This is a genomic window from Myxococcales bacterium (genome assembly GCA_012517325.1).
Classification (GTDB): Bacteria; Lernaellota; Lernaellaia; order Lernaellales; family Lernaellaceae; genus JAAYVF01.
This window is the reverse complement of the sequence record JAAYVF010000132.1, coordinates 43,589-56,981: the sequence shown is the minus strand read 5'-3', so window position 1 is coordinate 56,981 and position 13,393 is coordinate 43,589. Positions and strand designations below refer to the sequence as shown.

Sequence of the window (13,393 nt, the reverse complement as noted above, 5' to 3'; positions counted from 1 at the left end):
TTAATATACCGGTGTGCCGATAAAACTAAACGTCGTGGGAGGAACGATTGAGCGACGAGCCGGAAAAAGAGCAATCGCCGGCGCCGGAAGCCGCGGCTTCTTCGGCGGGCGAAAAAAAAGACAAGCTCGGCGGCCTCGACAGCCATCCGGCCGAAGCGATCGTCGAACGTCTGAACAACGACATGCGGGCGACCGTTCAGGTCATTCCGCCCACCGGCACCGGCAATCACATCACCGTCGAAATGCTGAAAAAGTCGATCGCCGACAAGAAAATCGTCCACGGCATCGACGAGGAAGCGCTGCAAAAAATCGTCCTCGAAAAACAGTACATGAAGCCGGTGACCGTCGCCGTCGGCGACGAACCCCAGAACGGCATCGACGCCCAGCTCGTTTACCATTTCGATAAATTTATCCATCGCCAGGATACCAGCATCGACAATTTCAACCGGGTCGATTTCAAGGAACTGAGCAAGATCATCAACACCGAACCCGACGAAATGCTGCTGGAAAAAATTCCGCCCACCGACGGTACGCCGGGCCGCACGATCACCGGCAAGGTGATCCGTCAGGTGAAGGGCAAGGATCTGCGCATCCGGGCCGGCAAGGGCGTGCGCATGGACGAGGCCGGCCTCAAGTGGTACAGCGAAATCGCCGGCCAGGTGATCTACCGCAACGACCAGATCAGCGTCGAAAACATCATCGAACTGGAAAACATCAATTCCGAAACCGGCAACATCCGCTTCAAGGGCACGGTGGTGGTAAAAGGCATCGTCGAGGACGGGTTCGTCATCGACAGCACCGCCGACGTGCGCATCATGGGCAGCGTCGGCGCCTCGCAGGTCAAGGCACTGGGCGAGATCGCCATCGTCGGCGGCGTCTTCGGCAAGGGCCACGCGAAGGTCGAATCCAAGGAAGGCAACATCTACGCCAAATTCACGCAGGACGCCGACCTGCGCGCCGCGAAGAACATCTTCATCGAGGAGTATTCGCGCAACAGCACGCTGCGCGCCGGAAAATCGATCCACGTCGTCAACGAGAATCCCAACCGCGGCCGCATCTTGGGCGGCAACGCCTCCGCGACCGAGGAAATCCACTGCAACAACATCGGCGGCGAGATGGAAATTCCGACCAAGATCATGGTCGGCGTCTCCAAAGAAGACCTGGACCGGATCGCCGAGTTGGAAGGGGTGGTGGAAAAGCGCTTCAACACGCTCGACCAGTTGCGCAAAAGCCTGTTTTTCATCCAGCGCGAAAAAGGACGGCTGGGCGGCAAGCTGGACCAGGACCGCGAGGAATTGTACCAGCGCCTGCTGCTGACGATGACGAAAATGCGCCTGACCGCGATGAACGAGGCCATCGAGCTGACGGCGCTTTACGAAAGCGTCTACATCAACAAAAAGAGCCATTTGCACATCGTCAACCAGCTTTTCCCCAACGTGGAGGTCAATATCCAACTGGCTTCGATGAACGTGAAAAAGGCGATCACCTACGCCACGCTGACCAACAACGACGGCAACATCGACGTCTTGCCGTTCATGGACCACGAACATGTCCTTGCTCAAACTGACAAAAGATGACGTGCAGTCCCGCCTGGCCAGCGACAAAAAGCTGACCAAGGTCGACCTGAGCGGGTTGTATCTGGTCGAAGTGGATTTTACCGGCGCCGACCTACGCGGCTCGACGATGAACCTCACCCAATTCGAGAAATGCATCTTCAACGACGTCGATTTCAGCCACGGCAACCTCGACCGCGCTTTTTTCCTGGGCTGCGGCCTGAGCGGTGCCTCGTTCACCAAGACCGCGGCGCAGGGCATCATCTTCCGCGATTGCGAAATGATCGAGGTCAAGGTGCAAAGCGCGAAGTGGCGGTTGTGCCACCTCAATCGCGTCAATTGCGAGCGGGCGCTGTTCAAAGAATGCGATCTGCAGAATTCGCTCTTCCAGGGCGCGAATTTCAACGGCGCCGATTTTACCCAGACCAGCCTGTCGCTTTGCGCGTTTCGCAATTGCCAGCTGAAAAACGCCAACTTCACCAACGCCGATCTGGATTGCGCCGAAATGGAAGGCATCGACCTGAGTTTCGCCGACCTGACGCGCACCCGGCTGCTCGCCACGAACCTGGCGAACGCCAATCTGAGCGGAGCGGTGTTCGAAAAATCGCTGCTCATCGGCACCGTGCTGGCGGGCATCGATCCGAAACAACTGAAATTGCAAAACGCCTATCAGGACTCGCTGGTTTATCAGGAAAGCGAAGAGGAAACGGCGACCTTCCAAAAGGAAGAGTAACCGCCGGGCGCCGATTTTCCGTCGCGCCGCCTCGCCGCGAAGTCCGTCTCGACTAACCTCTACCGCGAGGAATCCGGTGAACGAACCTTTGGCGATCCATGGCGGCCGGCCGGTGCGGCGTGAACTTCTTCCCTACGGCCGGCAGGCGATCGACGAGGCCGACCGCGCCGCCGTGCACGAAGTGCTCGCCGGCGATTGGCTGACCCAGGGGCCGGCGATCGCGCGCTTCGAGGATGCCTTCGCCGCCCGCTTCGGCGCGGCCCACGCCGTCGCCTTCGCCAACGGCACCGCCGCCTTGCACGCCGCCTGCTTTGCCGCCGGCCTCGGACCCGGCGACGAAGCCGTCGTTCCCGCCATCACCTTCGCCGCGACCGCCAACGCCGCGCTCTACGTCGGCGCCCGGCCGGCGTTCGCCGATGTCGATCCGCGCACGGGCCTGATTTCGGTCGCCTCCCTGAAAAAAGCGCTCGGCACCCGGACCCGCGCCGTGCTGCCGGTCCATTACGCCGGGTTGCCGGCCGACCTGGACGAGATCATGGCCCTGGCCGAAAGCCGGCGGCTGATCGTGATCGAGGACGCCTGCCATGCGCCCGGCGCGCTGTTTCGCGGCAAACCGGCTGGCCGCTGGGGACACCTGGCCTGTTTCAGCTTCCATCCGGTGAAGCACCTGACGACCGGCGAGGGTGGGATGGTGCTGACCGACAACCCCGAATACGCCGAACGGCTGCGTTGTTTCCGCACGCACGGCATCGCGAAGGACCCGGCGGCGGTGGAGCGCGAGGGCGGCTGGCATTACGAAATGCGCTTTCTCGGCTTCAACTACCGGCTGACGGATTTTCAGGCCGCGCTCGGCCTGTCGCAGCTCGGCAAGCTCGACGAGTTCCTACGCGTCCGGCGCGAGCACGCCGCCGCGTACGACCGCGAGTTCGCCGCGCTGCCCGGCGTGGCTTTCCTGCCGGTCGACGAAAAACGCACCTGCGCCTATCACCTCTATCCGCTGCTCTTCGATATGGACGCGCTGACCTGCGACAAGCGGACGCTCTTCGCGGCGCTGCGCGCCGAGGGGATCGGCGTTCAGGTGCACTACATTCCGGTGCCGCGCCATCCGTTTTATCGCGGCCTCGGCTACGATCCGGCGCTGACTCCCGGCGCCGAAACCTTCTTCGCCCGCGAAATCAGCCTCCCCTTGTTCGTCGGCCTGACCGCCGCCGACCGCGACGACGTGGTGACCGCCGTCCACAAGGTCGTCGCCGCCTTCCGGCGGTGAAATGAAAAAAGCCCTGCTGATCGCGGCTCATCTGACGGACGCGGTGCTGTGCGCCGGGGGAACCTTTGCCCGCCTGTCGCGGGACGGCATTCAAACCCGCTGGCTGATTGTCGGTTGTGAAAACTGCGCCCCCGACATTTTAGCGGGTATCCGCCGCGCGCTGGGAATCGCGGAAATTCTTCAGTCGGACCTGGCGAACATCGCGGCGGCAGTCGCTTCGTTCGATCCCGATGTGGTCTTTTCGCATTGGCACGGCGACCCGGATGCGGATCATCGAATCGTTGGCGAGGCGGTCGATGGATGTTTTTTGGCCGGGCGCGGCGGCAAGGCGGTCAGTAGAATCGCCATGGATATCGATCCGGCGATGACCGGCCTTGCGGATACCGCCGGTTCCTTGTTCGTTCCCAACATGTTTTCCGACATCGCCGCGACGATTGAACAAAAAATCATGGCGCTCAGGCAACTTCCGCGAGCGACGGCTCATCTTTGGACCGAAGCCGCCGTGCGCGAATCCGCCGCCGCCTGGGGCCGCCAATGCGGTCTTGCCGCCGTCGAACCATTGCGGATTGTAAACAAAGTAAATTAAGATATTCTAAGCAAAGACAGCAGCCTGCGGTAAGGAATTATGAGGCTGATCATGCGAATGTATTTTCTAACGGTACTAACGATTCTTCTTTTCATTTCATTTCTTGCCTGTGCTCAAGATAAAAACGATGATAACGCCACGGATGACGACGATTCGTCGCCGCCTTGCGAGCCCACCTGTTGGCAGCACAGCCCGGAACAGGCCACCGGTTCACTGAATCAAATCGAGGAGTGGGCGGCCGAATGCAAAAACGCCGATTCCAGTTGTGAAGGGCGATATTGCGTGGCAACGAGGTTGAGGTTTCGGAAGGTCACCGATGATTTGCGGTATTCGATCCAATGCGAGTCCGGGGTAAATTTAGAAAGCGTAAATTTCCATTTCTGCATCAATTATATGAACGAATATGGTGGAGACCATTTCGATTATTTATGGCTGGGACCGAAATATGGGATGCTCTCGGAGAAAACAAACGGCTATCTTTGCGATCCCGATCCGAACGATGCCTGGACGGTGACCGGTTGGGCATTACAGGGAGCGGGCGGAACCGACGCATCCTGGACCGCCGAGACGATTCAAGACGCCTTGATTCATGAAATCACCGACACGCCTTGCGAGGAAATCACGGATCTGCGGACCTGCATCCGTTCGTTTATTCCGCCGGACATTCACTGCACGCCGGTATTCAGCAAAATCGATTACGCGACCTTCATCGGCTGCGAATCGAAGCAGGAGCCCTTCGACCGGCCGCTCGGTTGGCGGGAAATGTACGCGGATTGAGCATTGAGGGCCTTGCCCCGACCCGCTACAGCGCTCGCCACCACTCGGGTTTGAGCACCGAGCGGTCGCGGCGGGCGAGCACGTCGCGCAGTTCGGCGAGGGCGGCTTCTTTTTCGTGCGGCATGGCGATGCGCATCGGCAGATAGTTGCTGGCGTGGTTGCTCATGAACAGGCCGCGCGTCATTTCGGTGTGGGCCAGCATCAGGGCCAGTTCCTCCAGCGAGGTGAATTCGTCGGGCAGCGTCCAGGCGCCGCTTTCCTGCAAATCCCACAGCGGCGTGTTGGGGACGACCATCACCGTCAAGGCGCCGACGTAATCGGGGTCGATCGCCGTGAGCACCTGGCCGGTATGAATCGCATGTTCCCGCGAACGCCCGCCCGCGATGCCCAGCAGCACCGTGATCGACAGTTCGATCCCGGATTCCTTCACCCGCCGGCCGGCGGCGATCATCTCGGCGGCGGTTTTCCCTTTGCCGATGAAGGCGAGGGTGTCGTCGTCGCCCGATTCCAGGCCGAAGTAAACGATGCCCAGGCCGAGCCGGCGCAGTTCGCGCAGTTCCTCGACGCTTTTCTTTTCGACGGATTTCGCATTGCCGTAGATGCCGACGCGTTCCAGGCCGCGGATCGTCCCGCGCAGTTTTTCCAGGATGCGGACCAGCCGCGCCTGGGGGATGATCAGCGCGTCGCCGTCGGCCAGAAACACGCGGCGCCAGGGCCGCAGGGCGGCCATCTCGTCGATCTCGGCGAAGAGGCGGTCTTCGTCCTTGATGCGGAAGCGGGTGCCTTTGTAGGTCGGGCAGAAGGTGCAGCGGTTGTGGCTACACCCGAAGGTCGCCTGCAAAATCAGCGAGCGGGCCTCGCTCGGGGGGCGGATCACCATGCCTTCGTATTCCATGAATCCTACCACTCCAGATGATCGGCCTTGGCGATCTTTTCCATGAACAAGGCGCCATCGACGGTGAAAGAGAGGGCTTCGCTCGTTTCGCGCACCAGCCGCGCGTAATCGGGGTGTTCGAGATAGTGCCGGGCCGGTTCGGACATGGCCAGCAGTTGTTCCTGCGGCTGCCAGCAAAAGCGCTCGCCGGTTTTGCTGTTGAGCAGGCAATTGAAATAAGCCGCGTACGACATGTCCGCCAGGTCGTAGCCGGCCGCCGCCAGGTCGCGGATCACGGCCTGCATCGTGCCCTGAACGCGCGGATCGTAGAACTTGAACCAGCGGTCGTAGAACAGCGCGTTGTGGAAATATTCGGGCATGTTGATCAGCGCTTCCTTTTCCATCAGATGCGTGACCCACAAGAGCAGATCCACCACCTTGTGGCCCAGGCCGAGGCCCGGATGGTTCTGGCCGGGCAGGCGGCGGTGATTGGGCGTGAACTGGCCGCGCACGTGCTGCATCAGGATCCACTCGATCGACAGCACGTCCAGTGGCGGCAGCGTGAAATCCGGCAGTGCCGGCGCGCGCGGCGTGTAGTGGCCTTCTTTCAGGATGATTTCGCCGAGCAGCACCTTGTCGTGCTGTTCCCGGCTGAAAATGCGCAGAAAATGCTCGAACGCGCTGCGGGCGTGGAACTCGGCCTCGATCTCGGCGTAACCCAGCTTGTGCAGTTGTTCGGTGATGCCGAAACGCTCCAGGGCGCCTTGAATCCGTTCCAGTTCGAATTGCCCGAGAAACAGCGAGGAAGCTTTTTCGCCGCGCAGTTGGTCCTCGAGATCCAGGTCGGTCAACTGGACGTTGACCGGTTTGTGGGGCGTGACGACTTCCATCAGTCGCGCCTTGGTCTTGGATCGCGCGGGGCTCATGCGTCCTTCCCGGGGGTTGCTCGTTTATCGCCGTCCGCCATTCTACCGGGACGGGAACTTTCGTTCAACGCGCCGCCCCGGCAGGCGCCGGATCAAACCATTTTTTGCGGGCGGGTCGAGGTCCGTTCCCGGCTGCCGGCGGTGAAGATCCGGTAGCCCCAGTCGAAGCGGACGAACGCGATCAGGACCAGAATCAGGAAGACCGTCGCGCCCAGCGCCAGCCAGCGGTTGTGCACCTCGCGGACGAATATTTTGCCCTGGCCGACGGCCGGCATGGTTTTGGGCTCCAGCGGCAAGCCGTAGCGTTGCGCGAGCTTGTCGATGTTCATGATGTGAATGACCGGCACGTCGTTGGCGATGAAACGCGCCATCACCGAGTCGATTTCGGAGGCGCCCTGCGGCATGGTGCGGTTCAGGCCGGGCTTGAACAGCTTGCGGCCCAGGCGCGCGCCGACCGACGCCGTGCCGCCGCCGACGTTGATGTACGCCTTGATGCCCTTGTCGCCGGCGCTGGCCAGGTAGATTTCCATGCGCCGCTCCACGCTCTCGGCATAGCTCTTCGCCTCGATTTTCGCGATTCCGCTGCGGTCGATGACCCGGTCGATGATTTCCTTGCCTTCCTTGGTCATGCCCAGCGCCTTGTCTTCCAGGCCGCCGCGGGAGAGCGCCACCGACCGGAAGTTGATCAGGTGCTGGTCGTACAGAAGCTGTTCCATTTCCGGCCAGAGAAATTTCGGGTTGTTGGCGCCCCACTGCGAGGAACCGACGCTGGAGATCAGGATCGGCTGCAGCCCCAGGGATTGGATGGCCGCCAGCACGGCGATGTTCTCGGCCGGGAAGGAACCCGAAATGCCCAGGGCGACCACGTCGCCCGGCGCGACGCCGATCCGCTTGAGCAAGTGCACGACCACCGCCGCGAAATTGGGGTTGATCGCGGTCTGCTTGGAGGGCAGGTGGCCCGGGTTGGTGGTGACCGGCGTCAGCAGTTCGCCGACCAGGCCGGACATCGTGGGGTCGGATTCGGGGTCGATCGGAATGTCGCGCTTCAGGCGTTCGTCCTTGATCGCCTTGAAGCACTCGGCGGCCAATTGCGAGGCGCGCACCTTTTCGCGGAAAAACGGCTGTTCTTCCTGGATGCGGAATTTCTCGACCATGAACAAGCCGCCGATGGCGAGCAGGGCCACCAGCCACAAAACGCGCAGCGAAGCGCGCTGCGGGCGCCAGTAAAGCTTCTTCATGGCAGCAACTCCGTCCCGACGGCAATGACCAGAATCAGTCGCACGATGGTGGAGACGATGATCAGCGAGGCCATGGTTTGCAGCACGCCCTGGCGGTCCATCCAGATCGCGATCAGGCCGGGAATGACGTAGCCGATGACGGAAAGGTGCTCGATCGGCAAATCGGCGAAGCTGCGGATGATCGAGCCGATGATGTAGCCGATCAGGATCATCAACGCCGAACGCCGCCGCCCGTAGACGATCAGAAACGACGAGAGAGTGCGGACGATGGCGAAGGTGAGGCAGCTCACGCCGATCGTGACCGCGACGTCCCAGGGCTTGGTCATGTACAGGCCGATGTAGCCGGGCACGATCAGGCCGCCCGAGGCGATCCCGAACAATTCGGTGAACAGCATGCCCACGACCAGGCCGATGCCCACCGATAGCGACAGAATGTCGGTCATGACATTTCTCCAGGCAAGGCGCGGTTTTTAAAATACCGGACCAGCGGCAGTCCCTGGCCGCCGATGTTGCCCATGCCGATCACCAGGGTGACCGGGCTGGTGCACGCTTCCACGATGCTTTCGAAGATCTGGTCCACTTCCAATTGATCGGCGAAGATGAATTCGCCGGTGTCGTAATCGGTCTTGGCGGCCATCCGCGCGAAGTGATAGGCGCCGGTGCCCATCAACAGGACCGCGTCGGCCTCGTGCCAGAACGTCGTGTCCTGCGCCATCTGCGAGGTGCGTGAAACGCGGTCGGCCCGCAGATTGAACACGGCCACGGCGCGTTTGATCTCCGGGTAGCGTTGCCGCGCCAGCCGCCAGATGCGCTCGGTCGACTCCGGGTCGTTGGCGGCGAAACCGTTGACGAAGACGATGCGGCGCTTGAAAAAATCGACCGTCGACACGCTGAGCGCGCCGGGATCGGGATTGGTTTTCCACATTCCCCGGAAGGCGACCTCGCGCGAGACGCCCAGGTCCGCCAGCACCTTCCAGGCCAGCGCCACGTTTTCCTTGTGCTCGGTATACGAAAATTTGCCGATTTCCTCGTCGGTGATCGCCGCGATGTCCGCCGTGTCGACGGCGACCAGGCGCGTACTGCGGTCGGCCGCCGCTTCCCGCAGGATATCCAGGTGGCGCTGCTCGGCGGTGTAGAGGACGCCGCCGACCGGCGTCATGCTGGCCAGGGTCTTGGCGACGTCGACCTCGGTCGGCCCCATGACGTCCAGGTGGTCGGCGCGGGCGTTGGTGATCACGCCGTGTGTGGCGTGGATCAGTTTGTTTTCGCTCAGCCAGTGCAACTCGGGCTGAAGCGCCATGCATTCGATGACCAGGGCCTGGCAGCCCATATCGGCGGCCGCGGCGATGATGCGCGTCTGCTCGATGATGTTCGGCCCGGAGGGACGGAAGATCGGTACTTCGCGCGCGTCGGGCAGAATCATCCGGGCCAGCGTCCCCGTGGTCTTGGCGGCGGTGACGATGCCGGCCTCGCGCAATCCCGAGGCGATGAGCCGGGTGACACTCGATTTGCCGCGCGTGCCGCTGACGTGGATGCGGGTCGGGACCGCGGCCAGGCTGCGCTGATGGAAAACCCGCTCGACCACGCCAAAGCCGATAAACCCGGCGGTCAGCAGACAGAGGATCAAAAGGCTCATCATTTCCGGTAAATACCCGTTTTCTTCTTGATCCCGCGGAAGGGATCAAACAGGACGTTGGATTTAGCACCAGAACCGGATTTTGTAAACAAGCCTCAACCGGCGGCCTTCGTGGATGATCGGGATCGCCTTCGCCCGGCTCATTTCCCCGCTCGCTGGTATTTACGCCGCCGAAATGCCATACTGAAAAAATAAAACGGCTGAAAAAATTTTCCAAGTATTTGATGACGATAAGTTGACAATAACAGCCCTTACTATTTAGCATCGAGAACACGCGCCATTGGGCCAACCAACCGACGGACACCGATCCGGGAGGCTGCTATGATCGCTGACGAAAATCTCGATCTCAAACGATTGATCGCTTCCATCTCCTCAACCGCGGAACCGGAACGTCAGGCCGAGATTATCAACAACGCGTTCAGCAAGACTTCGGTTCGACAAGTAGCGGAAATCTGGCACGAAATATCCAAAAAGGCGCTCGATGACCTCGGCTACGCCAAGGCACTGTTGCTGTTTATGGATTTGCCGGTGCTCAACAAGGTGATGGGCCGCAAGACGGTCGGCCAATATCTCTTCACCTTCAAGGGCTCGGAAAAATACAAGGAACTGGCCGATATCGCCGAGCAGATCGGCGGCCTGGACGACAAGATCGTCAAGTTGCTCAAGGCCAAGGCGGCGATGCTGTTTCAATTGCTCTACCTCGTGCGCGACCGGGTGCAGGAGGAAGGGTTGCCCGCCCTACGGATTTCGGCCACCGATTTGATCCAGCGGCTGCTCGGCGACCCCGAGCTGAACGTGAAAAAAATCAAGGTCGATCTGAACGTCTACGGCAAAGCGTATTGGAACATGCTGATCGAGCAGTTGAAGGAAGCCGATTTTCAAAGCAAGGACGGCGTCATTTTTGAAATGCTGTTGACCGATTCGCTGGTCGAACAGTACCAGACCGGCTCGATCCTGGCTTCCTCGGGCTCCGGCGGCGCCGGCGAGGCCCGGCTGTCGGACGCGGTCCTGGTCCGCTTCGGCACCAACATCATCAAGCGGTTGAACCTGCTTTTGCGCACGACCCAGATGTACCAGAGCGCCGATCACCCGTCGGTCTCGGCGGCGCTGGAAAGCCTGCTGGCGACCATCGAAAACGCGATGCAGGGCCGCGAAGGCCTGACCCTGACCCGCCTGGGCGGCGACCTGTTGATCGAAGACATCAAGATCAAGAAAAAGGAAAAATTCCTCGAGGATTTTCTGACCGCCCTGGAGCAGCGCAACGTCAACGCCATGACCCTGAAGCGGGGCATCTCGCTCGAGGAAGTGCGCGCCTTCCTGATGATCTTCGCGCAGACCGACGCGCAGATCAAAAAACAAGGCGGCGTCAAGGCGATCCTCGAAAGCAAGGGCGTCAGCCACGTCATGGTCGACCAGTTCCGCTACGGCATCATTTCCTCCGACCACGAAGAAACCGACAACCTGGGCGCCGACGAAAAACTGATTTCCAACGTCGTCTTCGCCGAGGTCATCAATAAAATCCAATCGGGCGATATCGACAAGCTCAGCCCGGCCGAGTTGGGTTCGATGATCAAGGAAATGCTGTCGGGATCCATGGCGAAAGACAAGAACGCGCGCCGCAGCCTGGCGCAAATGATCCTTTCGCTCGATCCGGACCTGGCCGAGGCGGCGGTGTTCTCCAAGACGGGCCTGCGCGAGGAAATGAGTTGGTCCTCGGCGCGCAAGATGATCGAGCAACTGCTCGAGGACCTGGGCAAGGGCGGGCCGGACCAGCGCATCAGCACCCTCGAAAATATCGAAAAAATGGCCGAACTGGCGATCAGCCGCAACAAGGAAACGAGCCTGGTGGCGATCATCGACCGCCTCACCGATCGCCTCCGGAACAAGGAGCGCGACACCGAGGTGCTCAGCCGCCTGTTCGACACCTTTGGCAACCTGACGCGCTATCTTGTGCTCAACGGCAAATACGCGCCGGCGCTGAAAATCGTCCGCTCCGTGTCCAACATGGTCAATTACCTCGACAACCTGCCGGCCGAAAAGAAGGACGATTACACCCGCGCCGTATGCGAACTGGGCGAAATGATGAAAGTCGCCGTCTCCACCGCCGAGATCATCCAGGCTCTCGGCCGCGAGATGGAAGGCGACAACATGACCCAGATCGACAACGCGATGAAAATTCTCGAGGTGCTCGGCACCGAAAAGGTGATCAGCGAACTGCTCGACTTTTTCAAGAGCCCGCAACGCAGCCTGCGCAACCGCGCCTATCAGATTTTGACGACGCTCGGCGAAAAAACCCTGCTGGTCAGCAATTGGAAACTGAAGCACCTCGGCGATCCGATGCAGTTCCAGCGGCGGCGGGAAGAGGGCGAGTTGACCGAGGACTCGTACTACGTGGCGCGCAATTGCATCGAACTGGTGTCGCGGCTGGGCAGCAAGCGCGATCTGGAATTGCTGCGCAGCATTTCCGACGACCACGATCCGCGCATCCGCGCCGAGGTCATCGAAGCCATTGCCAAGCTGGATCAGAACGAGGGCGTGCTGCTGGCCAAGATGCGGTTGCACGACAGCGATCCGGTGGTCGCCGAGGCGTCGATCAATATTCTCGGCCAGATGGGCGGGCCGGACGATCTGCCGGCGCTGGTCGACCTGTTTTACGCCGAGCCGCGCCTGCGGATTCCGGTGGTCAACGCCCTGGGCCGGATCGGCGGCGAGGAAGCCGAAAACCTGCTGAGCGGCGCGGCTCATTACCGCATGACCGGAACGATCGGCAAGATTTTCACCGAGGACGACGATCTGCGCGTCGCCGCCTTGAAAGCCGCGGGCGCCATCGGGCGCGAAAAATCGCGCGCCGCCCTGCGCCGGTTCATCCGGGTCGGCGGCAACTTCGTTCTCGGGGCGCTGCTGGTGCCGATGCAGATGCGCAAGAAGAAAAAGGACTGGATCAAGACGGCCGGCGAATCGCTCAGCCGCATAGAATTCCGCCTGAAAAGCCAAAAAACGACTTGAACGACGGGGAAACGGACGGCGATGGCAAAGGTAAAAGGCGGTTTCGGCGCGGCGGTTCTGGCGCTCGTTCTGGGCCTGGCGGCGATGGCGTGGGCGCAAACCGCCGGCGAATGGATGCAAAAGGGCGATGCCGAATGGCTGCTGCGTTCGTCCGGCGACAGCCACGCGCGACAGGCGATCGACTATTACCGTCAGGCGGGCGCGGCGGATCCCAAGCTCGCCGAGGCGTTCGCCGCCATGGCGCGCGGCTATTATTTCCTGGGCCGCTTTGCGCCGGCCGCGCAAAAGGAAGCGATTTATCAACAGGGGATGGATGCGGCGAAAAAAGGTTTTGACGCCGATTCCGGCCATGCCGGCAGCCATTATTGGTACTCCGCTTGTCTGGCGAAAAGCCTGGAAGACAAAAGCGTGATGACCAAAATGCGCAGCAAGAACGATCTCGAGAGCCATCTGAAAAAAGCGGCCGTTCTGAATCCGACCTACTTTTTCGGCGGTCCGGATCGGGCGATGGGCATGATCCTATACAAGAGTCCGGTCGCCTCGAACCAGGAAGCGATCAAGCTGCTGCGCAAGAGCCTGACCTACGCGCCCGATTACTCCCTGACCCTGGTCAGTCTGGCGGAGGTGCTGATCGCCGAGAAGCAGTACGGCGAGGCGAAACAACTTTGCGAAAAGGTGATCGCGCTCAAGCCCATGCCCGGTTTCGAGCGTGAATTGGCCGACGACCAGGCTTTGGCGAAGAAACTGCTGGCCGGCCTTCCCAAATAAATTTACGGCGTCCTGAGTAATGTAGGTCC

At 60.9% G+C, this 13,393-nt stretch carries 12 protein-coding genes; 7 read left to right on the top strand and 5 right to left on the bottom strand.

The genetic code is table 11. The features are described from left to right. Positions 1-47 precede the first annotated feature (47 nt). The 5 genes from GX444_21395 (at position 48) to GX444_21375 (ending at position 4,916) form a co-directional block, all read left to right on the top strand. Positions 48-1,577, top strand: a complete 1,530-nt coding sequence (locus GX444_21395; protein NLH51138.1) for a DUF342 domain-containing protein — start codon at positions 48-50, stop codon at positions 1,575-1,577. Continuing rightward, a complete protein-coding gene (locus GX444_21390) occupies positions 1,549-2,286 on the top strand; it encodes a pentapeptide repeat-containing protein (GenBank protein NLH51137.1) in 738 nt (245 codons plus the stop codon). Before GX444_21395 ends, GX444_21390 begins: the two co-directional genes overlap by 29 nt. Positions 2,287-2,362: 76 nt before the next feature. Further along, entirely contained in the window at positions 2,363-3,553 is a 1,191-nt protein-coding gene (gene pseC / locus GX444_21385; GenBank protein NLH51136.1) for a UDP-4-amino-4,6-dideoxy-N-acetyl-beta-L-altrosamine transaminase, read from the top strand. A gap of 1 nt (position 3,554) precedes the next feature. After that, on the top strand, positions 3,555-4,139 hold the full coding sequence (locus GX444_21380) for a hypothetical protein (protein NLH51135.1): 585 nt from the start codon (positions 3,555-3,557) through the stop codon (positions 4,137-4,139). A 450-nt stretch (positions 4,140-4,589) separates the two neighbouring features. Next, positions 4,590-4,916 (top strand): hypothetical protein, encoded by a 327-nt coding sequence (locus GX444_21375; protein NLH51134.1) that lies wholly within the window; start codon positions 4,590-4,592, stop codon positions 4,914-4,916. A gap of 25 nt (positions 4,917-4,941) precedes the next feature. Here GX444_21375 and GX444_21370 read toward each other — a convergent pair whose 3' ends face one another. The 5 genes from GX444_21370 to pgsB all read right to left on the bottom strand — a co-directional run bounded on the left by GX444_21370 (position 4,942) and on the right by pgsB (position 9,593). Further along, on the bottom strand, positions 4,942-5,811 hold the full coding sequence (locus GX444_21370; GenBank protein ID NLH51133.1) for a radical SAM protein: 870 nt from the start codon (positions 5,809-5,811) through the stop codon (positions 4,942-4,944). Positions 5,812-5,816: 5 nt separating this feature from the next. Beyond that, positions 5,817-6,716, bottom strand: coding sequence for a hypothetical protein (locus GX444_21365; protein NLH51132.1), 900 nt, complete (start codon positions 6,714-6,716; stop codon positions 5,817-5,819). 92 nt (positions 6,717-6,808) lie between these two features. Further along, entirely contained in the window at positions 6,809-7,954 is a 1,146-nt protein-coding gene (gene pgsW / locus GX444_21360; protein NLH51131.1) for a poly-gamma-glutamate system protein, read from the bottom strand. After that, positions 7,951-8,397, bottom strand: coding sequence for a poly-gamma-glutamate biosynthesis protein PgsC (gene pgsC / locus GX444_21355; protein ID NLH51130.1), 447 nt, complete (start codon positions 8,395-8,397; stop codon positions 7,951-7,953). Before pgsC ends, pgsW begins: the two co-directional genes overlap by 4 nt. After that, positions 8,394-9,593 carry a poly-gamma-glutamate synthase PgsB gene (gene pgsB / locus GX444_21350; protein ID NLH51129.1) on the bottom strand — a complete coding sequence of 400 codons (1,200 nt, stop codon included), beginning with the start codon at positions 9,591-9,593 and terminating at the stop codon, positions 8,394-8,396. Before pgsB ends, pgsC begins: the two co-directional genes overlap by 4 nt. Positions 9,594-9,911: 318 nt before the next feature. Here pgsB and GX444_21345 point away from each other — a divergent pair, with 318 nt between their 5' ends. Continuing rightward, on the top strand, positions 9,912-12,596 hold the full coding sequence (locus GX444_21345) for a HEAT repeat domain-containing protein (GenBank protein NLH51128.1): 2,685 nt from the start codon (positions 9,912-9,914) through the stop codon (positions 12,594-12,596). 21 nt (positions 12,597-12,617) lie between these two features. Further along, on the top strand, positions 12,618-13,364 hold the full coding sequence (locus GX444_21340) for a tetratricopeptide repeat protein (GenBank protein NLH51127.1): 747 nt from the start codon (positions 12,618-12,620) through the stop codon (positions 13,362-13,364). The last annotated feature ends 29 nt before the right edge of the window (positions 13,365-13,393 follow it).